This window comes from Lysinibacillus telephonicus, from assembly GCF_039654155.1.
In the GTDB taxonomy this organism is placed as follows: domain Bacteria; phylum Bacillota; class Bacilli; order Bacillales_A; family Planococcaceae; genus Ureibacillus; species Ureibacillus telephonicus.
Genome location: NZ_CP155468.1, coordinates 274,095 through 300,828, shown reverse-complemented (window position 1 = coordinate 300,828; position 26,734 = coordinate 274,095). Strand labels below are relative to the sequence as shown.

Annotated in this window: 21 protein-coding genes and 1 pseudogene; 9 read left to right on the top strand and 13 right to left on the bottom strand. The window is 35.9% G+C overall.

What is annotated here, in order from left to right; translation table 11 throughout:
- Nucleotides 1-18 precede the first annotated feature (18 nt).
- The 4 genes from rhaS to MKY04_RS01300 all read right to left on the bottom strand — a co-directional run bounded on the left by rhaS (nt 19) and on the right by MKY04_RS01300 (nt 4,758).
- Nucleotides 19-1,089: a rhamnose ABC transporter substrate-binding protein gene (gene rhaS / locus MKY04_RS01315; RefSeq protein ID WP_346235192.1), complete on the bottom strand. Its 1,071-nt coding sequence runs from the start codon at nt 1,087-1,089 to the stop codon at nt 19-21.
- A 65-nt stretch (nt 1,090-1,154) separates the two neighbouring features.
- Complete coding sequence (locus MKY04_RS01310) at nt 1,155-2,174, bottom strand: ABC transporter permease (RefSeq protein WP_126292445.1); 1,020 nt, start codon at nt 2,172-2,174, stop codon at nt 1,155-1,157.
- A complete protein-coding gene (locus MKY04_RS01305) occupies nt 2,174-3,208 on the bottom strand; it encodes an ABC transporter permease (RefSeq protein ID WP_126292444.1) in 1,035 nt (344 codons plus the stop codon). Before MKY04_RS01305 ends, MKY04_RS01310 begins: the two co-directional genes overlap by 1 nt.
- 23 nt (nt 3,209-3,231) lie before the next feature.
- Nucleotides 3,232-4,758, bottom strand: coding sequence for a sugar ABC transporter ATP-binding protein (locus tag MKY04_RS01300; RefSeq protein ID WP_126292443.1), 1,527 nt, complete (start codon nt 4,756-4,758; stop codon nt 3,232-3,234).
- Nucleotides 4,759-4,953: 195 nt separating this feature from the next.
- On the opposite strand from MKY04_RS01300, the gene MKY04_RS01295 reads away from it, so the two are divergent.
- From MKY04_RS01295 to MKY04_RS01275, 5 genes are all read left to right on the top strand, one after another.
- Nucleotides 4,954-7,053, top strand: a complete 2,100-nt coding sequence (locus MKY04_RS01295) for a bifunctional aldolase/short-chain dehydrogenase (RefSeq protein ID WP_281274573.1) — start codon at nt 4,954-4,956, stop codon at nt 7,051-7,053.
- A gap of 162 nt (nt 7,054-7,215) precedes the next feature.
- On the top strand, nt 7,216-8,679 hold the full coding sequence (rhaB, locus tag MKY04_RS01290) for a rhamnulokinase (RefSeq protein ID WP_346235191.1): 1,464 nt from the start codon (nt 7,216-7,218) through the stop codon (nt 8,677-8,679).
- On the top strand, nt 8,676-8,996 hold the full coding sequence (gene rhaM, locus MKY04_RS01285) for an L-rhamnose mutarotase (RefSeq protein ID WP_126292440.1): 321 nt from the start codon (nt 8,676-8,678) through the stop codon (nt 8,994-8,996). Before rhaB ends, rhaM begins: the two co-directional genes overlap by 4 nt.
- 84 nt (nt 8,997-9,080) lie before the next feature.
- Nucleotides 9,081-10,334: an L-rhamnose isomerase gene (gene rhaA / locus MKY04_RS01280; RefSeq protein ID WP_126292439.1), complete on the top strand. Its 1,254-nt coding sequence runs from the start codon at nt 9,081-9,083 to the stop codon at nt 10,332-10,334.
- Between the two features lie 51 nt (nt 10,335-10,385).
- On the top strand, nt 10,386-11,150 hold the full coding sequence (locus tag MKY04_RS01275; RefSeq protein WP_126292438.1) for a DeoR/GlpR family DNA-binding transcription regulator: 765 nt from the start codon (nt 10,386-10,388) through the stop codon (nt 11,148-11,150).
- 79 nt (nt 11,151-11,229) lie between these two features.
- On the opposite strand, the gene MKY04_RS01270 is transcribed toward MKY04_RS01275, so the two are convergent.
- The 3 genes and pseudogenes from MKY04_RS01270 to uvrA all read right to left on the bottom strand — a co-directional run bounded on the left by MKY04_RS01270 (nt 11,230) and on the right by uvrA (nt 17,238).
- Nucleotides 11,230-12,705 carry an L-fucose/L-arabinose isomerase family protein gene (locus MKY04_RS01270; protein ID WP_221766314.1) on the bottom strand — a complete coding sequence of 492 codons (1,476 nt, stop codon included), beginning with the start codon at nt 12,703-12,705 and terminating at the stop codon, nt 11,230-11,232.
- A gap of 326 nt (nt 12,706-13,031) precedes the next feature.
- Complete coding sequence (locus MKY04_RS01265; RefSeq protein WP_346235190.1) at nt 13,032-14,492, bottom strand: IS1182 family transposase; 1,461 nt, start codon at nt 14,490-14,492, stop codon at nt 13,032-13,034.
- 291 nt (nt 14,493-14,783) lie between these two features.
- Nucleotides 14,784-17,238, bottom strand: a pseudogene (gene uvrA / locus MKY04_RS01260) (excinuclease ABC subunit UvrA).
- 163 nt (nt 17,239-17,401) lie between these two features.
- On the opposite strand from uvrA, the gene MKY04_RS01255 reads away from it, so the two are divergent.
- A complete protein-coding gene (locus tag MKY04_RS01255) occupies nt 17,402-18,244 on the top strand; it encodes a MerR family transcriptional regulator (RefSeq protein WP_126292435.1) in 843 nt (280 codons plus the stop codon).
- Here the strand turns inward: MKY04_RS01255 and MKY04_RS01250 are convergent.
- Nucleotides 18,150-19,862 carry an ABC transporter ATP-binding protein gene (locus tag MKY04_RS01250; protein WP_126292434.1) on the bottom strand — a complete coding sequence of 571 codons (1,713 nt, stop codon included), beginning with the start codon at nt 19,860-19,862 and terminating at the stop codon, nt 18,150-18,152. The two genes, MKY04_RS01255 and MKY04_RS01250, sit on opposite strands and share 95 nt — an antisense overlap.
- A 75-nt stretch (nt 19,863-19,937) precedes the next feature.
- The gene (locus tag MKY04_RS01245; protein WP_126292433.1) at nt 19,938-20,522 is read right to left on the bottom strand and encodes a TetR/AcrR family transcriptional regulator; all 585 of its coding nucleotides are present in this window, start codon (nt 20,520-20,522) and stop codon (nt 19,938-19,940) included.
- A 122-nt stretch (nt 20,523-20,644) separates the two neighbouring features.
- On the opposite strand from MKY04_RS01245, the gene MKY04_RS01240 reads away from it, so the two are divergent.
- Nucleotides 20,645-21,403 (top strand): SDR family oxidoreductase, encoded by a 759-nt coding sequence (locus MKY04_RS01240; protein WP_126292432.1) that lies wholly within the window; start codon nt 20,645-20,647, stop codon nt 21,401-21,403.
- 178 nt (nt 21,404-21,581) lie between these two features.
- On the opposite strand, the gene MKY04_RS01235 is transcribed toward MKY04_RS01240, so the two are convergent.
- A complete protein-coding gene (locus MKY04_RS01235) occupies nt 21,582-22,130 on the bottom strand; it encodes a recombinase family protein (RefSeq protein WP_126292431.1) in 549 nt (182 codons plus the stop codon).
- A 127-nt stretch (nt 22,131-22,257) separates the two neighbouring features.
- On the opposite strand from MKY04_RS01235, the gene MKY04_RS01230 reads away from it, so the two are divergent.
- The gene (locus tag MKY04_RS01230; protein WP_126292430.1) at nt 22,258-23,691 is read left to right on the top strand and encodes a SulP family inorganic anion transporter; all 1,434 of its coding nucleotides are present in this window, start codon (nt 22,258-22,260) and stop codon (nt 23,689-23,691) included.
- Between the two features lie 11 nt (nt 23,692-23,702).
- Nucleotides 23,703-24,122 carry a universal stress protein gene (locus tag MKY04_RS01225; RefSeq protein ID WP_126292429.1) on the top strand — a complete coding sequence of 140 codons (420 nt, stop codon included), beginning with the start codon at nt 23,703-23,705 and terminating at the stop codon, nt 24,120-24,122.
- Nucleotides 24,123-24,318: 196 nt separating this feature from the next.
- Here the strand turns inward: MKY04_RS01225 and MKY04_RS01220 are convergent, their stop codons facing one another.
- The 3 genes from MKY04_RS01220 to MKY04_RS01210 form a co-directional block, all read right to left on the bottom strand.
- Nucleotides 24,319-25,332 carry a S66 family peptidase gene (locus MKY04_RS01220; RefSeq protein ID WP_126292428.1) on the bottom strand — a complete coding sequence of 338 codons (1,014 nt, stop codon included), beginning with the start codon at nt 25,330-25,332 and terminating at the stop codon, nt 24,319-24,321.
- A 128-nt stretch (nt 25,333-25,460) separates the two neighbouring features.
- The gene (locus tag MKY04_RS01215; RefSeq protein WP_126292427.1) at nt 25,461-25,820 is read right to left on the bottom strand and encodes a hypothetical protein; all 360 of its coding nucleotides are present in this window, start codon (nt 25,818-25,820) and stop codon (nt 25,461-25,463) included.
- A gap of 63 nt (nt 25,821-25,883) precedes the next feature.
- Nucleotides 25,884-26,621, bottom strand: coding sequence for a VCBS repeat-containing protein (locus MKY04_RS01210; protein WP_346235189.1), 738 nt, complete (start codon nt 26,619-26,621; stop codon nt 25,884-25,886).
- Nucleotides 26,622-26,734 lie beyond the last annotated feature (113 nt).

The window sequence follows — 26,734 nt, the reverse complement described above, 5'->3', positions numbered from 1 at the left end:
CCACACATTATCTTTTAATTAATATACATCTTTCCATTCGCTAATATTTGAAGAATCAAATTTAAATGGATCCCCAAGCATAATTTGCGTTCCATCCCCATCTTCTACAACCTCAAAGGAACCTAGTTCACCTATTTCAAACGTTTCGCCCAATGCACCTGTTTTTCCATTAACAAGTTCTACAGAGGCATAGCCTGCTGCATAACCTACATCAATTGGATTCCATAAATACATCCATGGGGATACACCATTTTCAATATAACTTGCCATCTCACTAGGTAAACCAAGGCCTGTTAAAGCAACTTCCCCCGCTAACCCTTTATCCGTCAATACTTTACCCGCAGCAGCAATACCAACAGTTGTTGGAGCAATAATCCCTTTTAGATCTGGGTATGATTTTAATAATGCTTCAGTTTCAGAAACACTCTTATCACGCAAATCATCCCCATATGCTACTTTAACTAATTCCATATTTGCATATTTAGGATCTTTTAGCTCTTCTTGCATCCATTCTATCCATAAATTCTGATTTGTTGCTTGAGAAGTAGCACTTAAAATTGCAATTTGCCCTTCATAATTTATCATTTCACCTATCGCTTGAATCTGAACACGTCCAATACGTTCTGGGTTCGCTTGATTTACATGAAGCATACGACTATTTGAGTTTACAGCTGAGTCAACAGAAAGAACTTTTATACCATTTTCCATCGCCTTTTTTAATACCGGTTCCAACGCATCGTTGTCGTTACCTGCAATCGCAATAGCACTCACTTTTTGAGTGATTAACTGCTCAATAATTTGAATTTGACCTTCTGCTGTTGGTTGATTAGGTGAACGGTAAATGACTTCTCCCCCAGCTTCATTAATTGCCTTTTCAAATCCTTCATACATCTTTTCCCCATATGGATTCCCTGTATTTTTAAATACGAAGGCATATTTCGCTGTACCGCCTTCTCCAGCATCGCCTGCTGTTCCTGCTTCTCCCTCTCCTTCCGATTCTGTCGCTGGAGCCTCTGTTGAAGTATTTCCACACGCTGCTAGTAGCAACAACATCAAAAGGAGCATTAGTACGTTTTTAAATTTCCCCATATCTTTACCCCCAATGTTTTAAATTGTTATTTTAATAAGAACCAAAACGATTCCTAATTAAAACCTTATTTACGCAACAAAAACTTCGGTAGTTTTAATTTTGGCGTTGCTACTGCCAAAATTAACAATGCACCAATAATTATCAATAAAGTTTGTGATGGAATATTAATTAAACCGAGACCATATTGTAAGAAGCCGATTATGAAAACAGCTAAAATCGTTCCTAACATCCGCCCCTTTCCGCCAACAGTACTTATACCGCCTAAGGCAGCCATTGTAATTACCTCTAATTCATAGCCTGATGCCACATTAGGTCGAGTACTGCCCATACGTGATGCTAGGAATATAGCAGTTACAGCAGCCATCACCCCTGCTAATACGAAAACAATAACTCTAATTTTATCTACACTAACCCCTGAGAAACGGCTTGCTGTTGGGTTGCTTCCGATTGCATAAACATTGCGCCCGAAAGTTGTTTTATGCAAAAGTAATGTAAAAACAATCGCTACAATAATAAAAGCTATTAAAATAAATGGAATATTCCCTGCAGTTCCCCATCCAAAATAATTAAACCAATCAGGGAAATTTCCTGAAGCTTGATCCTCTAAAATGATATACGCAATCCCTCGAAACAAAATCATTGTTCCTAAAGTGACAATTACAGCAGATAGTTCCTTAAATTTAACAATCAATAGGCCATTTATTAATCCGCATAATGCTCCTACGGCTAAACAAACTAAAATAGCAATTTCCATAGGGAAACCAAACGAATTATAAACAGTTGCCATTACTACACCCGATAAAGCAACAGTTGAACCAACGGATATATCAATATCGCGCATAATCATAATGAGCGCCATTGGAAAAACAATAAATGCTTTATCCAAAAAAGTAGAAGTTGCTCCTAGCAAACTATTAGCATCTAAAAAGTAAGGTGAAAGTATTGAGTTAATAATAAATACTAAAAATAGAATTAAAATTAATAGCCATTCCCATTGTAAAAAGAAAGACTTTAATGAAAACTCTTTTTTATTTGCTAAATTATTTGGAAGATAATTTTCTTCAGCAAGCGATTTATTATTCATTAAATCTTCCTCCTTACTAAATTATTTCTATCCACGCTTCGTTTTACTAGAGTATTTAAAATAACAGCAATTAGAATAATCGCCCCTTGAATCCCTGTTTGCCAAAAAGGTGAAACATTTAATAATGGGAGGGCATTTTGCAATATTCCTAGAAGCAATGCACCTAAAAGTACACCTGAAACTTTCCCTGCCCCACCAGCTATGCTTACTCCTCCAAGAATACATACAGCAATGACCGTTAATTCATAGCCCGTTGCAGTATCTCCCTGTGCAGAGGCAAATTTTGAAACCCATAAAACTCCTGCTAAACCCGATAATCCACCAAGTGTTGAATAAACGAGAATTAAAATTTTATTCTCATTAATTCCACTTACCTTTGCTGATTCCGGATTGCTCCCTACGGCATAAATTTGCCTTCCGATTACCGTATGATTTATGACATAATAAAAAATAATATAAATGACAATGGCAATTACGATTAAGTTATTTATTCCAAAAACTTTTCCTGTGGCAATCGATAAAAAACTATCTGTCATCTGATATGAGCTAACCCATTCTCCATTACTAATGCGATATGTCAATCCCCTAAAGACATTCATTAGCGCCAACGTTGCAATGATTGGGAGTATTCCAATTTTCGCTATAAGTACTCCATTTAACACTCCGCATACAATACCTATTACGATTCCAATTAAAATAATTAATAATGGATTTAAGCTAAACTGACTAACAAGCTGTGCGCAAATCATACCTGATAGAGCAATAATTGCTCCTATTGATAAATCGATTCCACGAGTTACTAGTACAAGCATCATCCCCACTGCCAAAATACTAAGAATGGCAGCATTTGTAATCATATCGTTTATATTCTCAATCGTTAAAAAACTCGAATTTCGCCATTGAATAAATGCACAGAGTATTACAATAAATACAATTAAACCGAGTTCTCGAAATTTCGATATATTTGCTAATAATTTATTTGAAAGTGTATGTTTTTCGATATTATCGGTCTGCTGTATAACATGTTCGTTCATGTTTTACCTCCATATCCTTCTTATTACACTTCGACTACTACTTCTCGATTATTTGTTGGTTCACTTCCCATCGCTGCCTCTAAAATTCGTTCTTGAGTAGCCTCTTCTTTGCTTAAAGTAGTAGCAATGCGCCCTTCCTTCATCACGATTATCCGATCACTTAGGCCGAGTATTTCAGGCATTTCAGAGGAAACTAATAAGACGCCATACCCTTGTGCAGCAAGATCATTAATAATTTCATAGATTGCAGACTTTGCCCCAACATCTACACCCTTTGTCGGTTCATCAAGGATTATTACTTCTACATCGGCAGTTAATAGTTTTGCCACAGATACCTTTTGTTGATTGCCTCCAGATAATGAACTGACTAAATCGAAAATCGAATTCGCTTTAACACTTACCTTTTCAGCCAATTCTTTAGCTACAGTTGCCTCTCTTTTTGGATTTAGCCATCCCTTTTGCGAATACTTTTTCATAGAAGGCAAAGTAATATTTCTACCTATATCCCAAGATAAAATTAGGCCTTGTAACTGTCGGTCTTCAGGTAAGTAGCCAATACCAAAATTCATTGCGTCCTTTGGTTTTTTTATTTTTACTTTTTTCCCTTTTATAAAAATTTCACCTTTATCTGCCGGAGCAATACCGCAAATTGCCTGACAAACTTCTGTTCTTCCTGCTCCAACCAACCCTGTCAATCCGACAATCTCTCCTTTGCGAACATTAAAGGATATGTCAGCAAAATAACCAATCTTCCCTAGGTTTTTAATTTCTAAGATTGATTCTTTAATCTCATTATGTTTATTTGGAAACACTTGTGATATTTCCCTACCGACCATTTGAACAATTAACTGTTCATTTGAAATTTCATCAACTCCCCAGCTCCCCATGTATTTCGCATCTCGCAAGACAGTAACTTGAGTTGCTAATCGATACATATCCTCAAAGCGGTGAGAGATAAAAATAATTGATACGCCATCATCTCTTAACTTTTCTGCAATTTTATATAACTCTTCACTTTCACGGGCAGTCAATGCTGCAGTAGGCTCATCCATAATAATAATTTTGGCCTTCGTTGATATTGCTTTTGCAATTTCTACAATTTGTTGCTGAGCAACACTTAGAGAACCCATCTCTACTTTAGGGTCAATTGTTGAACCAAGCTGACGTAAAAGGCTTCGAGCTTCATAATGCATCTCTTTCCAAAGCAAACGCCTAGTAATTGGACTCACTTTTTCATGTCCCATAAAAATATTTTCTGTGACAGTTAAGTCAGGGAAATTCGTAACATGCTGATAAATTGCTGCAATCCCTTTTACTTGGGCATCTTTGGGATTATTAAACTCTACTTTCTCACCGTACAAATACATTTCTCCTTTGTTTGGAGAATGAACCCCTGTAATTATTTTGATAAACGTAGACTTACCAGCTCCGTTTTCTCCCATAAGCGCATGGATTTCACCTTTTTTTAATTTAAAGTGAACGTTATCTAAAGCTTTTACTCCGGGAAATTCCTTTGTTATTCCTTTTAATTCCAAAACATATTCAGACATTCCAACACCCCTCGCCTAAATACTTTCAATTTTAAATAAAAAACCAAATAATCCAACAAAAATCAAATTTATCGGAATTTTCATTCTTCAATGTTAAATATTATAATAAAGCATAAGGTAAACGTTTACAATTAGAAATTTTGCAAAAAAATAAAAAATTATTTAACTATTTCAAAAAAAGAGAAAAAATGTATAATAGAAAACAAAGAAAAAACGGAGGTTTTTATGATGAAAAATGTTTGGAATGTTTTGGAATCAAAAAAATTGACTACCGATTTAGAAATGTTGGCTTATCGTTCAAATTTGATTGGATCTGATAGAACCGTTTGTAATTGGGGGGGCGGCAACACTTCAGTAAAATCCAAAGAAATTAACTTTAAAGGTGATGAAATTGACGTTCTTTGGGTTAAAGGAAGCGGCTCTGATTTAGCAACAATTAAGCCTGAGAACTTTACCGGATTGAACTTGCAGGACATATTGCCGCTATTTGAATACGATGATATGTCAGATGAAGAAATGGTTGCATACCTAGAAAAGTGTATGATTGATTCAAAACATCCTAGAGCTTCCATAGAAACCTTATTACACGCTTTTTTACCGTTTCCTCATATAGATCATACACATCCAGATGCCATTATTAGTTTATGCTGCGCACATAACGGTAAGAAAATAGCAGAAGAAATTTTTGGAGATCGCTTTGTTTGGGTACCATATTTGCGACCTGGATTTAAGTTATCAAAGTTAATTGCAGAAAGTGTCAAAGAAAATCCCGGAGCTGAATTAGTTTTAATGGAAAAGCATGGACTTGTAACTTGGGGGTATACAGCTGAAGAGTGTTATAACAAAACAATTGAGGTAATAGAACAAGCAGAAGCATACATTACCTCTAAAATTGAAGAAGATTACGTATTCGGCGGCCAAAAATATATCTCTTTAGATGACTCAATTCGCACTCAATTTTTATCTCAAATTCTACCTATTATCCGTGGTTCAGTGAGTGATGACAAAAAAATGTTATTAAAAGCTGATAGTGCTGATGATATCTTGCAATTTGTTAATAGTGTGAGAGCAAAAGAACTTTCTAGTATTGGCGCTGCATGTCCTGACCATTTAGTACACACAAAACGAGTGCCTCTTTATGTTGAATGGGATCCATCTACTCAATCATTGGAAGATTTAAAAGAAATTTTACCAAATTTAATTTCTCAATATAAATTAGAATACAGAGAATACTTCGAACGTAATAAAAATAATGGAGATGTTATGTTCGAGCCAGCCCCACGAGTAATTTTAATCCCAGGAATTGGAATGATTAGTACTGGAAAAACTTTAGCAATGGCTGATATAAGCGGTTCCTTGTATCACCGTGCAATCGCGGTAATGAAAGGTTCTACTAGTTTGGGAGATTTTGTTTCTTTAAATGAAAACGAATCTTATAACATTGAATATTGGCCACTTGAACTTTATAAATTATCTTTAGCACCAAAAGAAGCTGAATTCTCTCGCCAAGTGGCATTCATTACTGGAGGGGCAGGAGGAATCGGCAGTGCAACAGCAAAGAAATTTGTTGCAGATGGGGCTCATGTTGTTGTTGCAGATATAAATTTAGAAGGAGCACAAAAAGTCGCAGACGAATTAAATCAAAAAGCTAATGCATTTGTTGCTGCTGCTGTAAAGATGGACGTTACAAAAGAAGAAGAAGTATCCAAAGCCATAGAACATGCAATCTTAACTTTCGGTGGAATCGACATTATTGTTAATAATGCTGGATTAGCAACCTCCTCTCCATTTGAAGAAACAACACTTCAAGAATGGGAATTGAATATGAATGTACTTGGCACTGGCTACTTCCTTGTAGCTCGTGAAGCATTCAAGCTTATGCAAGCACAGGGACTGGGCGGCAATATGGTTTTCGTTGGTTCTAAAAATTCAATTTATGCGGGGAAAAATGCAGCTGCATATAGTTCTGTTAAAGCCCTTGAAGTTCATCTAGCAAGATGTATCGCTAGCGAGGGTGGACAGTATGGGATTCGTGTGAACTCTGTTTTACCCGATGCCGTATTGCAAGGGTCCGCAATATGGGGCTCACGTTGGCGTGAGGAACGTGCTGCCGCATATAATATCCACCCTGACCAACTTGAAGAACACTACCGAAAACGAACAACTTTGCTGGTAAATATATTCCCAGAAGATATTGCAGATGCCATTTTATTCTTTGCATCTTCAAAATCCAGTAAAACAACCGGCTCCATGATTACAGTAGACGGCGGAGTACCAGCTGCCTTTACAAGATAATAGGAGTAGCACAAGCATTCTCTAGCTGTCCTTCGGTGAAAACACCGGCCGAGGGACAGGTGGTTTGCCCTTAAACAACTTTAAAAATTTTATTTTACTCAGAAAACAATTAAAATACTTTGCAATCCCTTTTGCAAAGTATTTTTTAAGGGGTGTATTGTTTTGGTCCATATTGCAATTGATATAGGAGCATCTAGTGGTCGCTTAATAGAAGGAACTGTCGATGATGGAAAAATAATATTAAATGAAATTCACAGATTTCCAAACAAGTTCAATCAAAAAGAGAAATATGCTTGTTGGGATATTCACTATTTACTAAAAGAAATTTTAACTGGTTTACAAATCGCCAAACAAAAAGGAATATCATCTTGTACAGTTGGAATCGATACTTGGGCTGTTGATTATGCCCTTATTGATGCAGATGGCAACTTGCTTCAAGATATTATTTCCTATCGTGACCATCGCACAGACGGGATAATGGAGAAGGTTTTTAAAGTAATAAGTAAAGAAGATATTTATAAAAAGACCGGTTTACAGTTTTTGTCATTTAATACACTATTTCAGCTGTTTGTAGAGAATAAAAATCTATTAGGCAAAACAGATAAAATATTACTGGTACCGGATTATTTAAATTATTGCCTAACAAATAAACTAACAGCTGAAATTACAAATGCTTCAACTACCCAACTTTTAAATATTAAAACTCGTAATTATGACTCTGAATTGCTTGATTTAATAGGCATACATCGAGACCAATTCCCGAACCTTGTGGAACCTGGTACTATAATTGGGCCGTTACTAAAAGATAAATTCCCTAGCTACAATCTGCCTGATTGCACAGTGATAGCTGTCGGTTCGCATGATACAGCTTCTGCCGTATTGGGTGTACCCGCTACAGAAGGAAATTGGGCTTATCTAAGCTCTGGAACCTGGTCCTTACTTGGTGTTGAACTAGAGCATCCGGTTGTAACAAATGAATCATTAGAAGAAAATTATACGAATGAATATGGGGCATTTCAAACATATCGGTTTTTAAAAAATATAATGGGTCTCTGGGTGATTCAAGAAGTAAAACGCTTGCTTCCGAATGATTTAGACTTTGCTGAACTTGTTAGCGAAGCACAAAGTGTAACCCCTTTCAAACAGTTTATTAATTTTAATGATGATCGTTTCTTAAATCCTAAAAATATGATTGAAGAAATAAAGGAATATTGCCGCGAATTGAATCAACCAATTCCTGAAACGATTCCCGAGATTGCTGCTGCAATATATCATAATCTAGGTATTATTACTGCATTCCATATCGATCATATTGAACGTATTATCGGAAGACCAATTGAAATTGTTCATATTGTCGGTGGAGGTTCAAACAATGCATTCCTAAACCAGTGCATTTCAACATATAGTCAACGCACTGTATTGGCTGGCCCTTCAGAGGCAACTGCCATCGGAAATTTATTAATTCAGTTCTTATATTCAGGCTCGATTTCAACTATTCAGGAAGGACGTAAGATTGTCCAGGAATCGTTTCCATTAAGCCGGTTTGATCCTAAACCATTTAATAAAGATGCATTATTTGAGCAGTTTATTGAAGCTACCAACTTAATTAGGAGTGATGTTTCTTGATTAGAAAGGCATTTTTGATGCAAGTTTATTCAGAATATTATGACGAGTATAAAAGAAGGCATGACAATTTGTGGTCTGAAATGGAAGAAGCAATTCTTCAGCACGGTGCTGCCTCATACTCCATTTTCCTAAATCCTAATACTGGACAGCTTTTTGCATACCTTGAAGTGGAAAATGAGGATAAATGGGACGCATTAGCTAATACAGATATTTGTAAAAAATGGTGGGAATACATGGCTCCTTTAATGGAAACGAACGATGACAACAGCCCTGTTTCCATCGATTTAAAAGAAGTATTTCACCTTTCAAAAAGTTAGAAAACAGCACATTGCCGGTATTTTTATGATTAAACTTATGGAGATAGGATGTTTTCTTATCTGCCACAATAAGGGGGATAAAAAATGACAACAACAATTAGCTACGAGCAAGCAAAAGCTTATTATGAACAATGGGGTGTAAATGTTGATTTAGCTTTGAAGCAACTAAATCAAATTCCAATTTCTATTCATTGCTGGCAAGGTGATGATATCTCTGGTTTTGAAACTATAAAAAGTGAACTTTCTGGAGGTATTGATGTTACAGGGAATTATCCCGGCAAGGCAAGAAACGGGGATGAATTACGAAGCGATTTAGAAAAAGCATTAAGTTTAATTCCTGGCAAACACCGTGTAAATCTACATGCTATTTACGCAGAAACAAATGGACAATTTGTTGATCGCGATGAGATTTTACCCGAACATTTTGCAAAATGGGTAGACTGGGCAAAACAAAATGGACTCGGCTTAGATTTTAATCCCACTCTATTTTCACACGAAAAGGCAAATGATGGTTTGACTCTATCCCATCCCGATGAGCATATACGTCAATTTTGGATTGACCATTGCATCGCCTCCCGCAAAATTGGTGAATACTTTGGGAAAGAACTAGGTACTCCTTGTTTAACAAATATTTGGATTCCAGATGGCTACAAGGATATTCCTAGCGATCGGCTTACTCCTAGAGTTCGTTTAAAAGAGTCATTGGATACTATATTCGAGTATAAAACAGATGAAAAATATAATATAGACGCTGTGGAAAGCAAGCTATTTGGACTTGGTTCTGAATCTTATGTTGTAGGATCACATGAATTTTATTTAAGCTATGCTCAACAAAACAATAAGCTATGTTTACTTGATACAGGCCATTTCCATCCTACCGAAACCATTTCTAATAAAATTTCTACAATGCTTCTTTTTAATGAAAAAGTCGCTCTTCATGTTTCACGTCCTGTTCGTTGGGATAGTGATCACGTTGTTATTTTAGATGATGAACTTAAAGAGATAGCATTAGAAATTGTTAGAAATAATGCCATTGAGCGTGTATTAATCGGGCTGGACTTTTTCGATGCAAGTATAAATCGTATTGCTGCTTGGATTATCGGTACACGCAATATGATTAAAGCATTGTTATATGCTTTATTGATTCCTCACAATTATTTAAAAGAGCTTCAAGAACAAGGAAACTTTACAGAACGGCTAGCGCTGATAGAGGAGTTTAAAACCTATCCTTTTGGTGCAATATGGGATCATTACTGTGAAATCTCAAACGTTCCTATTCGTGAAAAGTGGCTTCAAGAGGTTCAAATCTATGAAAAAGACATTTTATCAAAAAGATGATACAATATTTTTACTATTTGATAAGATGTTGCTAAGAAAGGAGCGACTTTCATGTTAGCAGCAGAACGCAGAAAAAAAATATACGAACTAGTAGATGAGCAAACATCTGTTAAAGTAGCAGATCTTAGCAATTTATTTTCAGTTACAGAAGAAACTATACGTCGAGATCTTGAAAAACTTGAAAAAGAAAATAAAATTAAACGCCTACATGGAGGAGCTGTTAAAGTTTCCAGCAATGATAGTGAGGTTCATTTTACTGAGCGAGAAATCTTACATGTTGAAGAAAAAAGAGCAATTGCCGCCGAAGCTGCAAAACTCATTTCTGAAGGAGATAAAATCATCCTAGATGCAAGTACAACAGCATGGTGCTTAGCCCGCTGCCTTCCTAATATATCTATTACAGTCATTACTAATTCTGTACAGGTTGTTAATGAGTTAATGGAGAAGGACCGTATTGAGGTAATTTGTATTGGTGGACGATACTCGGCGAAATCCCATTCATTTATCGGTCCACTGTCAGAGCGTTCTTTAGATAATTACCATGTGCACAAAGCCTTTATTTCCTGTAAGGGCGTTCATATAACAAATGGAGTCAGGGATTCTAGTGAATTACAGGCATTACTTAAACGTCAAATGATTGCACATTGTGAAGAGGCGATTTTGATGGTAGATAATAGTAAAGTTAATGCGCATTCATTTTCACATATCGCCCCCCTCTCATTTATTCACACAATTATATGTGATGATAAAATTGATAAAAATTTCAAATTACAAGCAGAGGAAATTGGTGTTAATGTAAAAACTGTTAGTCTATAAAAATATAAGGTCTATTCCATCAGTACTATGGATTAGACCTTTTTATATTTCGGTTTTAGACTGCTTAAAATTTTATAGATTATAATGTACTATACGAAATATTTAATAAGTTAGCAGTTTTCTCTAGTACACTTGCATTATGGCCTATTGAAATTGCACAATGATGTGTCGGGGCTTCATTAAACCAACGTTCCATATATAAATCAGGCTGCTTATTAAATTTTACATGTGTTTGTGTGTTTCCAATTTTCATGATGGGTCCATCTATTGAATTTCCTTCACTTATTATCAACTTCAATATCCCTTCATTTGTTTGAGTGACACCAAGAGCCGTTATTTCGCCAGTACGTACCTTTGCTTCAACAGAAACACCGCTGCCCTGTTTACCGTGATACAATCCCATACCACGTAATATAGGCTTGCCATCTGCAATTTGTAAATGAAACGGTCCATCATGTCCGAATAAAATTGTGCCAAAATTGTAATCTGCGGCTACAATTTCACTATAACTTCCACCTACTTCTAAAATATCGCATATTTTCATAGCTATAGCTGTTTTTAAGTCTCCCTCACCTGCGCATGGTATGTGATTAGCAGTTAAAAGAAAATGTCCAAAAATAAATCCACTTTGCAATGCTTCATATTCGTTGCCATGTGCACCATGATAATAATAAACAAGAGCGTCCAAGTTCTCTACTAATTTTTGCTGTGCAGCCGCAACTTTACATGCCCATAGCAGCTGCTCTTCAGTAGGCTTTCTAGCTAATTTATCTGTTGGCGAATCCTCACTAATAATAAACATTTCTTGTAGCTGTTTATATTTTTCTCCTATTTCAGTAGATGTAACCGTTTCTAAAAAAGCTGCAAGATCGCACATTTCCAACACTTCAATATGAATACCTGTTTGAGCTTGAACCATCGTAAAATCAGAATACATATCAAGCATGCCATTATACGTATTTCCTAAAAATCCGAATGTAGAATTTTGTATATTTCGTTTCACTTTCGCAGCAAGAATCCATTCATTTATTTCATTCCATGCACGTTTAGCTTCCGGTCTTTCGTTTGTAATCTCATTGCATATAGCACTAGTCCCTTGAGTTTCCAATCCTAATAGACCACTAATCACTGTAAAAGGAATTTTCGAGCGATTAAACGCATTAGTAAATTCCGGTACTGGACATGCTACACATTGAGCTAACCATTCTCCCGTATCTGTTTGATCATATTCAATTTGTGGCGTTGGTTGTAAGCTTAAAATTATAGTTCGAGCTTGGCATCGCTGATGGACTGGCAAAACAATTGAACTTGTCGCATACGTTCCGGAGTGCAAAAAAATCAAATCCACATTATTTTTGTTAAAATACTCACCTGCTTGTCGTCCTAATTCAACACTATCTACTAAACCAAAATTATAAACCTCGGCATCTTCGCTTAGTTTTTCTTCAATAAAACGATTATATGAAACTATTCTTTCCTTTAACCCGTTAAACTGTTCCCAGTAGGCATGAAGTCCGACCGTATAGATTCCAATTCTAGGTTTTACATACTCCATTTCCATTCCCCCATTAATAAGCTTTCTATTAAATTATATGAATTAAATAGTTTAACTATCCTAAATTAATAGAAAAAATCACTCACTATCTTAACGAGTAAATAGAATAAAAAAGGGTTTCTCTCACACAATAAAAAGAGCTGACTAAAAATCATCTAATAATAATTTTTAGTCAGCTCTGATCAGCGCTTCTATAAAAATGCCCCCGTATAAGACGAGGGCACTGAAAAACTTACGTTTTTTAGTTGTGTAAATGAAATTCAATACAAAAAAGGCAAATCGCCGTCTTATTTGGACGATAATTTGCCTTTTTCTTCCTCTCTTTTTTACTCTTTTTCGCTCAGAAGTTTTAGTATTCGCTTGAGGTTGACTACAAATATCGCTGTAGCTCCTTGAATCTCCATACCAAATAGACCTGATGATGATGCTGTATCATACCCATGTCTATGTTTGAGTTCACTATTTTTCGCTTCAACTTTATAGCGAGATTTTGCTTTTCTTTTAAATTCATCGGTTTCTTGGAATACTTCCTGGTCTTTGTGTTCCATTGATTTGATTGTCGTAGAATAAGTCTTACTTTTCGCTCCTTCTTTAAAACAACCTTCACGGTAAGGACAAACTTTACATTTTTCAATATCAAAATAATAAGTTTGTCTTTGATTTTTTCCTACGTTTTTCTTATTTGTTCGTGCTTTCCGTATTGCCATATGACCAGCTTTACAAACATACATCCCTGCATCTTTATTAAATTCAAATTCTTCTTCTTTCGTTCGAGTGCCTTGTGTAATTTGCGGGTTTAATTTTGATACTAATTCAAAATTATTTTCCTTTGCATAGCGAATGTTATCTTTTTCAGAATAAGCTGTGTCTCCAATGACTGTCTCCACTTTCATCCCTGTTTCTTGGCTTTTTTCAATTAACTCTTGTAGGTATTTTCCATCACTTTTTTCTCCTGTTGTCACAATAGCAGCTGTAATAATTCGTTCATCACTCATCGCAATATGCGTTTTGTAGCCAAAGAAAGAAGAGTCGGCAGTTTTGTGTCCAACACGTGCATCTGGATCATTGGAATAGCTAAGTTGTTCTGTGTAATCTTCTACTACTTCCTTTAGCACATTTAATTTTTCCTTAACGGCAGGAATCTCAGCTATGTGTGGTTCTGTTTCAATAACAGTAATCACTTGACGACAATAATTCAATTCATCCTTCACTTCGTTAGAAGTAGTTTTCGGTGGGAATTTTGTTTTCATCGATTCATCGATTTGATAGACAGCTTTTCGAACAGTTTTGGATTTTTCTTGTAAAAATTCTTTCGGTGATTTTTGATTATAACGTGCTTTCGTATGTGTGGCATCCACAATGATTGATTTACTTTTGATGAGTTCTTTTTCCAATGCAATCTCAACTGTTTTCCCAATTAGCATATCTAATAAACCCTCATCTGGAAGACGGAGTTTTCGAAATTTTGTTAGAGAACTTGGGTCAATCACAGAATCTTCTGGAGCCATATCGAGGAAATATTTAAACGACATATCATATTTAGAACGTTCTACTACATCTACATCTGATAAATCAAAAATGGATTTAAGCAATAGATATTTGAACATGCGAATGGGTGACACTGCATTGCGACCATTATCAAGACAATATTTTGTTTTCAGTTCTTCGAGGATAAAAGTAAAATCTACAAGTTCATTGATTTTTCGAAGCATATTTTCCTTAGGCACCACAATATCGTATATGGCCATGAATGGGCTAAGATTGAGAGATTCTTGGTTTGAAATCATTGGGTACACCACCTACATTTACTTCATTTAATTATACAGGAAAGGAGTTGCTTTTTTGAACGGAAAAATCTCTTAAAAAAGGAGAACATAGTGGATTGGAGTGGAAGGCAGCGACTCCAGCGGGAACAGCGCGAGCTGAAAGCCCCGCAGGAACGAAGTGACGAGGAGATTGAAGCCGTGCCCGCGGAAAGCGACTGCCTGGAACGGAAATCCACGGCTTCAAATGAAAAAGCGAGTATGAGAACGAATTGATCGTTCTCATACTCGCAACAAAAATCAGAAAGGACTTTTTCAGTGGCCTCTATAAGACAAAGAGTTTTTTGAGACTTCTTCCGGTGTTCCTTCTGCTATAATCATCCCGCCTGCTTTGCCACCTTCTGGACCAAGGTCGATAATCCAATCGGACTGACGAATAATTTCGCTATTATGTTCAACTACAATAACAGTATTGCCGGCATCAACTAATCGATTTAAAAGTAGAAGCAATTGTTTAATATCACTTGGGTGTAACCCCGTAGAAGGCTCATCCAATAAATATAAAGTATGATCTTTTGATTGTTTAATTAACTCCTTTGATAATTTCAAGCGTTGTCCTTCGCCGCCAGATAATGTTGTAAGAGACTGTCCCCATTTTAAATAGCCAAGACCAATTTCACTTAATAAACGAATCATTGGAACCATTTTTTTATTATCTTCAAAAAGAGGCAAGCTTTCTTCAACTGATAAATCCAACAAACTTGAAATTGTATATTCTTTATAGGTGACATTTAAAATTTCTTCTTTAAACCTGTTACCATGACAAACTGGACATTGCACTTCTAAATCAGGTAGGAAACTCATCTCCAATGTTATAAAACCTAGTCCTTGGCAGTTTTCACATCTTCCACCTGGCGTATTAAATGAAAAATCTTTAGGTTGTAATCTGTTTTCTTTTGCTTCAGGTAAACTGGCAAATAGATTTCTCATCGACGTAAAAATATCCGTATAAGTTGCAATATTTGAACGTTGCATACGACCTAACGGGGGATTGATTTACTGAAATTACTTTTTGCACTTTGTCTAAGCCCTCGATTTTTTCACATCCTTCACTTGTACCATTTATACTGTTTGCAAGAACATCGAATACTAAAGAAGATTTACCTGATCCCGAAACACCTGTAACAGATACGAAGCAGCCAAGTGGGATTTTTGTTGTAACACTTCTCAAGTTATGTTTAGTTGCATTATGAATTATTAAATAGTCCCCTATACCTTTGCGAGTTTTTGACTCAAACGGCTCATTTTCTCTTAAATAAGCTCCTGTAACGGAATCCTTTTGCACTATCAGTTCTTGTAAGGTTCCCTCTCCAACAACTGTCCCACCAAAAATACCAGCCCCTGGACCAATATCTATAATGTGATCAGCTTCTTTCATTACTTCTATATCATGCTCTATGACAAGTACTGTATTACCTAAATCTCTTAGCTGTTTCATTACCTTTACTAAACCTTTAGTGTCCTTTGGATGTAGACCAGAAGTGGGTTCGTCTAAAATGTACAGCACACCTGTTAACCCTGAACCAAGAATAGATGCTAACCGTAATCGTTGTGCTTCTCCTCCAGATAAAGTAACCGTTTGCCGATCCATTGACAAATAACCCAAACCAACATCTATAATTCTCGTTACTTTCGTTATTAAGTCATGTAAAAAGGTTTCTATTAGCTGTGAATTTTCATCAGTTAATGATTCCTGTAGATTTTTTAACCATTCATGTATATCCTCTAACGAACCACTAGATATATCCGTTATAGATTGCCCATTAACGTATACTTCTCGACTTTCCCTTTTCAACTTTTTCCCTTCACAGTTAGGGCATTGATGTGAGTAAAAATAATCGGCTTCTCCCGAGTTGCCGCCTTTTTCCTTATATCTTCTCCACATTCCTGTAAGAATACCTTCAAATTTACCTTTCCCCACTGCTTTCGGCGGTTTGACATTAGGAAAATGTGCAGTAAATTGTTCACTTTCTACACCGTAATACAGTAAGTCTTTTAACTCGATTGAATAATCTTTTAATGGTAAATGTTCATCAAATGGAATGCCATAATGCTTGGCAGCTGCTTTTACTATCCCTTTCTGATATTCACCATAAGTTCCAGCCCACATCGCAATTGATACACATCCACCTACTAAACTTAAGTCTTCATTAAAGACAGCATTTAAATCAATATCGACTACCTTCCCCATTCCATCGCATGTTGGACATGCCCCTTCAATTGTATTAAATGAAAAATGTGAACGTGTTAATTTTTCCAGTCGTTCCTGACAATGTGGACAATATATAAATTGCTTATAACCCGTCTCTTCATTCATTTCTCCATTCAATGTAGGAGGAATCATTTTATGGCAGCTTGGACATTTACGTTCACCTAATTTTTCGTAGATAAGGCGTAAATACGTATACATATCGGTTACGGTTCCCACTGTTGAACGCGGATTTCGATTCGTCACATGTTGCCCCACACTAATCGAGGGAGAAAGACCAATAATAGAATCTACTTTTGGTTTGCTTACCCCATCTGTCGGCATCCCCATCGATTCCATATATTGTCGTTGACATTCTCTTTGCAGGGTATCCATTGCTAATGTAGATTTCCCTGATCCAGAAGGTCCAGTTAGTACGACAAGTTTTTGTTTTGGAATCGATAGAGAAATATTTTTTAAGTTATTTTCACGAGCACCTTGGATATCGATAGTGTGTATCATTTTGTTTCCTCCCAACATTTCTTGTATTCTTTATCATCATACAACATTAATGCAATTCCTAAACTTTGTGGTAATGCTACTTGATTTACTGTACAATTCTCAGCAGAAAGCCGTCATGGTACTTTAATCTTTTCTTATAATGTTTTTCGCTAGGGGGAAGTTAATGATAAAGCCCATTGAAATTGCTCGAAGACTTAATATTAGTACGAGTGCTTTGCGCCATTATGAAGAGTGGGGAATTGTTCCTCCTCCGAAACGACAACCTAATGGCTACCGAATGTACACGGAAGAACATTTAGCATATTTTGAATGTATTCGTGCTATGAATGCTGGTTTTGGAATGAGATTAGTTAAACAAGTAATGCCCCTCATTCAACAGGGAAACATTACTCAGGCATTATGGATTGTTAATGAAGCTCAAGCAAATATGTACAAAGAAAAAGTTAGAGCCGATAATACGATTCAAGCTCTCGATGTAGAGGAGCTTGAGCGATTCTCTACTTTGCATAAAAAAGAATGGTATTCAATTGGGGAAGTAGCAAAAGAAATCGATGTTCCCCAAACGACAATTCGTCATTGGGAAAAAGAAGGGCTCGTTGAACCTTCACGCAATTTGGAAAATGGTTATCGACAATATAATAGAGCCGATTTACGTAGACTTTTAATTATCCGCACACTCCGCTCTGCCGTCTATTCGTTGGAAGTAGTTGGCGAAGTTTTAGATGAGATAGACCAGCATAGTATTTCACATGCGAAAAAAATTGCTTCAGATGCACTTCAGCATATGGATTATATAATTCAACAACAACTTCGCGCAGGGTATTATCTGTATAAATTATGTGAGTTTATACAAGGAAAAATTCCCCATAAAAATTGGGGGGCATCCCTTTGTAGGACACCCCCCTTTCCACTCAACTATATTGATGCTGATGCAGTCGTGCAAATATTCCATTCTCAGCAACTAGTTCATTATACGATCCATCCTCTTCAATCCCGTTTTGAGTAACAACAAGGACGCGATCAGCATCTTTAATTGTTGCAAGACGGTGCGCAATGACTAGAGTTGTGCGATTTTCAGCAAGCTCTGCAAGAGACTCCTGTATTATTTTTTCGGTTTCAGTATCAAGAGCGGATGTAGCTTCGTCTAAAATTAAAATAGGTGGATTTTTTAAAAACATTCGTGCAATAGCTAATCGCTGCTTTTGTCCACCCGATAGCTTTAGACCACGCTCACCAATTTGTGTATCAAGCCCCTCGGATAAACCATCAACAAATTCCTCGAGATGTGCTTTCGCCAAAGCCTCTCTAATTTCCTCTTCTGTTGCATCCAGTTTTCCATAAGCAATATTTTCACGAATAGTACCTGTAAATAAAAATACATCTTGCTGAACTATCCCTATTTGATTGCGCAACGAACGTCTTGTCATATCACGCACATCGATGCCATCAATTTTAATAGCCCCACTTTCGACATCATAAAATCGTGGTATTAATGAACAAATTGTAGTTTTCCCTGCACCCGAAGGACCAACAAATGCTGTCATTTGTCCTGCCTTTAATTCAAAAGAAACATCTTTTAGTATCGGTTTATCGTTTTCATAACTAAAATTCACATTTTCAAATTTAATATCTCCATGTAAATATGGGACATCAACTGCTCCAATTCGGTCCTGCACCTCTGGTTGTTGAGCTAACAACTCCTGGAATCGTTTAAAACCTGCCATCCCTTTTGGATATAACTCGAGTAACGCACTTATTTTATCAATCGGTTTGATTAACACATTCGTGTAAAGTACAAAACTTACCAGCTCGCCATTCGTAAGTTGCCCATTGTAGCTGAGCCAAGCACCAACTACTAACACTACTAATGTTAATAGCCTTGTCATCATATACATCCCTGAATGTGTACCTGCCATTACTTTATATGCATAAAGCTTTGCACTTCTAAAGAAGCCATTTTGCTCGCGGAAACGTTCCATTTCAAACGATTCGTTTGTAAATGATTGTACGACGCGAATCCCTGCAACACTATCTTCCACCCGTCCATTTACATCTGCAATTTTACCGTACATCGTTTTCCATGCAGAGTTCATTTTGCTGTTGCTAAACGTGACAATCCAAATTAAAAATGGCACTGCTATAAGTGCTACAAATGCTAATGTCGAATTTACGTTAAACATAATAGCAAACGCACCAATAAATGTCATGACCGCAATAAAGAAATCTTCAGGTCCATGGTGAGCAAATTCTCCAATATCAAATAAATCATTTGTAATTCGACTCATCAAATGACCGGTTTTATTGTTATCGAAGAAACGAAACGATTGTTTTTGAAGATGGTTAAATAAATCTTGCCTCATATCCGTTTCAATATTTATCCCTAGCTTATGCCCTAAATAGTTCACGATAAAGTTTAAAAATGTACTTAAAATGTAAACAAGTAATAGAAGAATACTTACTTTTACAATTGAATCCCACTCATTTGTCGGAAGTAGTTTATCAATAAACCATTGTACTGCAATTGGGAAAGCCAGCTCTAAAATTGCTACGATGATAGCACTTGAAAAGTCTATAATAAATAGCCTTTTATGTGGCTTATAATAAGAAAAAAATTTTGAAAGCATGTGCGTCTCCTTCCTGTATGATTTAAACTGTATTATTTCATAATTTTATCTTAAAAACAGTGTAAAAGCTTATACTTATTTTCCCTTATCTTTCGTATTTAGTATTTTAACTAGTTGTTCATTTAGAAAATTTGCACTTTGTTGAAAGTCATCCATATACCATTGAATAATCATACCAAGAATTGCATTCGCTTGATAGGAGGAATAAAAACCTGGCTCAATTTCATTTTGATGAATAACCTCATTTATTAACAGCTTCTTAACTTCATTAAATAGCAAATAATAATACACTAGAGGAACTTTTTTTGAGAACACAATTCTATAAAACGCTTTATATTTTTCAATATGATGGAAAATTCTAATCGTTGAAGGATCAAGTTCTTCCGTTTTCAGTTTTTCAACGTGACGGTATGGCTCATGATAAGAGTTTGCTAAATCTGCCATTATTTCTTTGAAGTACTCCTCAAACAAATCACCAATTTGGTTATAATGTAAATAAAACGTTCCTCGATTTACCTTTGCCTTTCTACAAATTTCCGAAATTGAAATGGATTCGAGTGGTTTTTCTTTTAGTATAGTTAGCAATGCTTCATGCAAAGCTTCTTTAGTTTTTATTATCCGTAAATCAATTTTCACATTTTTCACCTTCTTATTGAACATAATTATTAGTATGTGTTCATTACTATACATATCGCTTTTTTCCGCTTATTGAAAGCGGTTACTTTCTTCATCTATAATATTTATTATACAGTTGTTCAATAAATTATCGGGAGGTTTTATATATGAGATTACAAGGTAAAGTTGCTATTGTCACAGGTGCTGCTTCTGGTATGGGGAAAGCAATTGCGGAACTTTATGCAAAAGAAGGGGCAAAAGTAGTTGTATCTGACTACAATTTCGAAGGTGCGAAAAGTGTGGCAGAAGGCATTAAAGCTGCTGGTGGAGAGGCAATTGCTAACCGCACAAACGTTGCTGAGTTGGCTGATTTAGAAAACCTATTTGCTGAAACGAAAGCAGCATTCGGTAAATTGGACATTTTAGTGAACAACGCTGGGATTATGGACGGTATGGAGCCTGTTGGCGAAATTTCTGACGAAAGATGGGATCGCGTATTTGCAGTAAATACTACTGGTGTTATGCGTGCAATGCGTATCGCAACAAATATCTTCTTGGAGCAAGGACATGGAGTTATTGTTAATAATATTTCAGCTGGGGGATTACGCGGCGCTCGGGCTGGTGCAGCATACACAGCATCAAAACATGCTGTAACGGGTTTAACAAAAAATACTGCTTACATGTATGCTAATTCAGGGATTCGTTGCAACGGCATCGCACCAGGTGGCGTAGAAACAAATATCGGTGCTTCTATGACAAATCTTTCACAATTCGGTATGGGTCGTCAACAAACTGGTATGACAACAATGCCTCGCAGCGGTAAACCGGAAGAAATTGCACAACTTGCATTATTCTTAGGCTCTGATGAATCTAGCTTCATCAATGGTCAAGTTATTGCCGCTGACGCAGGTTGGACAGCTTATTAATTTAAATTAATTAATACCAGAGGTCGGGACATAAGTTGAAAACTTATTAAATTTAGAATTAAATCGTGAAAATAAAACCGCATGAAATCAAGATTCTTTGATTTCACGCGGTTTATTATTTTTATAAGGTTTTAGCTCTGCCCCTGTTTAGTTTAAATTAAAACCTTCTTCTATAAATTCACTCATCTCCTACAGATTCCAAATATCTATAAAGGGTTGATTTACTTATCCCTGTTTCATTTTTAATATCAAGTAGTGTATAATCTCCTGAATGATACATAGCAATAGCTCTTTTAATATTTTCATCTGATTTTTTTGGACGGCCAATAGCTTTGCCCTGTTCTTTAGCATGTGCTAGTCCTATGGACGTCGACTGTTTTACAATATCCGATTGAAAGTTCAACATATGCTCCATCATTTCTTGTAAAGAAAAATTTAGCACCTCATTACTGTTAATCCCTTCGTTTAAGAATTGTATTGTTACTCCATCTTTTTCACATATTTTTAATAGCTCCATTAGATGTCTTGTTGTATCTGCAAGCACAAACATTCTTTCAACCTTGATGATATCTCCTTTTTGCAGCACCATAAGCATCTGTTCAAGTTCAGCCCGCTTCTTTTGAGAACCGTGTGATTCCCGAAAAATCTCTTTGCAGTCCTTGAGCAACTTTAGTTGATTATCGCATTGTTCATCATTATATAGAGGTCTAATATAACCATAAATCATTTTATCACTCCTAAACCTTCCCAAAAGGGTTCCTTTTTAGGAAGGTAGATGTTATTATTATTGAAGCTTTTTTAATTTATTTGTCTTTATTTATATTCGATAAAGATGTTATGTAAAGGAGAGTACCATGCAAAGTTTAAAACAACAATGGTTTGGCAACGTGCGTGGCGATATTTTATCTGGGATTGTCGTAGCACTGGCGCTCATACCAGAAGCAATCGCTTTTTCTATTATTGCTGGCGTTGATCCAATGGTAGGATTATATGCATCATTTACAATGGCTATTATTATCGCATTTGCAGGTGGCAGACCTGGAATGATTTCTGCAGCAACTGGCGCTATGGCACTTGTAATGGTTCCCTTAGTACGTGATTATGGATTACAGTACTTATTTGCCGCAACAATTTTAACAGGTATTATTCAAATTCTTTTTGGTGTCCTTAAAATCGCAAAGTTAATGAAGTTTATTCCAAACGCTGTAATGATTGGATTCGTCAATTCATTAGCTATATTAATCTTTATGGCTCAAGTACCACATTTCATTGGCATTTCAACAATGACATATATATTCGTTGGTATAACTCTTCTTCTTGTCTATACACTACCACGTTTTATAAAAGCCATTCCAGCTCCACTTATTGCAATTGTTGTATTAACTTCAATTGCTATTTATAGTGGCGTTGACCTTAGAACAATCGGTGATTTAGGATCAATAACGCAATCCTTGCCATCCTTCTTAATTCCCGATGTACCATTTAATTTTGAAACATTAAAAATTATTTTCCCGTTTTCTATATCCCTAGCTATTGTAGGGTTGGTCGAGTCTTTATTAACCTCACAAATTGTTGATGATATGACAGGAACAGAAAGTAATAAAAATAGAGAAGCTCGAGGTCAAGGTATAGCCAATATTGTAACAGGCTTTTTTGGAGGAATGGCGGGTTGTGCAATGATTGGCCAGTCAGTTATTAACGTAAAATCTGGTGGACGGGGACGCTTATCAACGCTAATCGCAGGATTGTTTTTAATCTTTTTAATTATGGTACTTGGTGATTTAGTTGTAAAAATTCCAATGCCTGTTCTGGTAGGAATTATGATAATGGTTAGTGTAGGGACATTTGATTGGAGTTCATTCAAGTATTTAGTAAAAGCCCCTCGTACAGATGTAATCGTTATGTTAACAACTGTAGTTATTGTCGTATGGACACACGATTTATCAAAGGGTGTCATCACAGGTGTTATTTTGAGTGCAATATTTTTCGTAGTAAAAATTGCAACAGTAAAGATTCACCAAGATAATAATCGTTTTATTGTAGAGGGTCAGCTATTCTTTGCCTCTACTGATGCGTTTGTAGACTACTTTAAATCAGCAGATATAAAAGACAGCAGCATTCAAATAGATTTTTCAAATAGCCGCATTTGGGATGATTCTGCTGTTGGGGCATTAGTAAAAGTTGAGGATCTATTACGTGAAAAAGGAATTCAAGTAGAAGTTATCGAATTAGATGCCCCAAGTAAAAAAATCATTTCGAAATTACAAGGAATGTCATCATCTCATTAAGGGGGATTCTTATGTATAAACACATTTTGTTAGCTGCAGATGGTTCTGAAAATGCTTTACGTGCTGCAAAAGAAGCAATAAAAATTGCTTCTTGTAATAAAGAGGCAGTGATTGAAGTAATTTATGTTGCGGATTTTGAAAAAGCCAAATCAGAAGTGTTACATTCAACTTCAAGTGAGGCTTTAAACCTTGAACGTCGTCAAAAAATATCAAAGATAGAACAACTGCTTCGTGAGTCAAACATTTCCTATAAGGTAAAAATTCTACATGGCACTCCTGGCCCTGAAATTGTGAAATATGCAAACGAACAACAGGTCGAGTTAGTTGTTATAGGCAGCCGCGGGTTAAATGGCTTGCAAGAAATGGTATTAGGCAGTGTCAGCCATAAAGTAATGAAGCGGGTGAATTGCCCGGCATTAATAGTAAAATAGGTTTTTATTACATCCCTTTTTTACTAAAAAGCATTAATTTTCATAATTAAAATCACCTCACCATTATAGTTTTTAATGATGTGGTGATTTTTTAGTTAGTAATCAAATTCCCTTTTGAGAAGAAAAGCAGTTTACTTTTATCGTAAGGTTAAACAATAAGTCATATGTACAATCACTAGTTATAAATTAAGATACTCTATATAAACTTTTGCTTTACCGCACTACCGCTATTATAAATTCTTACTTCGCCATAGGCACCATTTATAAAAGTAAGCTGAGGGGGCATATGTCCGCAATCGATATCATAAGCAATAGGTACATTTAATTCTTCTACCAGCTCCATATATACATCTATTATATTATAATCATCAACAGGCTCGTTTGCCGCGCTTCTTCCAAAAAGGATTCCATTACAATTTGTAAACCACCCTGCTAATTTCATTTGTAATAACGATCTACGTAAATCAGTTACGTTCATCTGGCAGTTTTCAAAATACCAAATAATCGGCTCATTGTTTATAAATTTTTTCTGAAATTGCAATACATCTCCATATGGTGTCCCAATTAAGTGACGAATTACATCAATGCATCCTCCCAAAAATCGTCCCTTCACATATATTGGCTCGTTGGATATCGTCTTCCACTTTGTTTGTTCCGTTAGATGGAAAACATATTCAGTCTCATAATCATGCTGCCAATATTCTTGATATTTTTCGGAAGGATATTGCATTACTTCTTCCCCTTGGTTAGTAAACAACACCTCTTCCCACATAGCTGTAGTTGAATCTGAAACTTCCCCACGAAGTTCTATTAGATTTGGACCATGCGCAGTTGCAATACCTTTAGTTAAGGTCATTGCAAGCAGCAAAACACTTGTATCAGAGTAACCTAATACCCATTTTGGTTTTATTTTTTCAAAATCTATATATTCCAGAATTTCAATTAATAGTTCTCCTCCCCAGGGTGGAAAAATTAATTGGATTGTATCGTCAGTAAGCATTAAATTTAATTCTTCTGCTCGAGTTTTTGCTGGGGCTGACTTTGCTTTATATTGGGTCCAACATGTATTGCCAACAATAACTTCATATCCTTTTGCTTGTAAACGATAGATAGCCTGTTCAAGATAAAAATGCTGTTTAATATGTAGCCCTGCTGATGGTGCCGCAACCCCGACTTTTACAGGCGTTTTCAAACTTGGATATGTAATCAAAGACTCTCCTCTTTTCCTTAAAAATATATCCTACTATTAAGCATATGAAATTTTCCTTTAATTAAGATTACTTTAAAAAATAAAACCGATTTCTTTGCTAGAAATCGGTTTTATTTCAAAGATTTTAATTATTGTTCTTCTTTTTCTTCATCACGTAATTCTGTTTCAGTTTCTGTCCCGTTATCAGTTGTACCATTTTCATTTGTGCCTGCATCATTTGTGCCTTCTTCATTCATTGTTCCATTTGTATTGCCATTATTATTAGTTCCCATACCATCTTCTGTTTCAACAGCACCATTGTTGCCAGTGTCAGTACCGTTGTTTGTATCATTATCTAGTATATCTGTGTCCTCTTGGTTGCCTGTTTGTGTATCATCTACATTCTCATCAAGCACATCCCCATTTTCGTTGTCATTCGCGTTATCTGCACATGCTGCCAACGAACCTGCTAAAAGGAATGCAAAAGGTAATAACAATAATTTTTTCATCAAAAAACCTCCTAAACATTTTATGAATATAGTCTGTGTAGTTTATTGGAGGTTATACGATTTTTAATCAATATTTTTACCATAAGTAGCAACGGTTTGACGCACAATTTCAAACTGATGTCCGTTCCAAGATAGTAGATTTTCAACATAACCCAAACCATCTGCATGATATCTTCCAGCTATTTGTTGCATAATAAGCAAATAGTATTTGTTATTTCTAGATAAATCTATTGGATAAATGCCTCCTACAGGATCTACCCAGCCTTCTATTGGTTGTTTTAATGTGCCATCTGGGTTATAAATTTCATTTAAATATTCTGGACCTTTATAATGTAGATCCAATGTGTAAATTTTTCTAGGATTGTCACTTATAATATTTACCTTATACTGATTTGCATATTGAACTTGATATTGATGCTGCTCATTAAACTGAATAGAATCAAAAATTTTAGTCATTCTATCTTGTAAAGTTGAGTAAATATATGCATATACAACTCCACCGCTTCCCCCTGAATCAATCACAATTAGAATGTCATTGATGCCATTTCCCGTAAAATCGCCCAACCATAATGTTGGATAATAGCCCGAGTTCTCGGTGAGCGAATACGTTTCACTCTGATGTGTTCGACCATTTCTAATAACAAGGGTAATATTTGTTAAGTAAGGGCTATCAGGTTGTTTAACTGCTGTAAGGTAGACCCAATCAGGAAAGCCGTCACCAGTAACATCAGCAACCTTACTAGCAACAATAGAATGTGTCGGGGACGGTGAAACTATTCTTCTCCAGTAAAAGTCATTCATGATTATCCTCCTTTTAAAAAGTTCATCAGCCGAGAAAGATTCGTAATTCTTTCATAGTTAATGTTCATTTAGTAGGAAAGGTGCCTAAAAATAAAAAAATCCCCGATATTTCG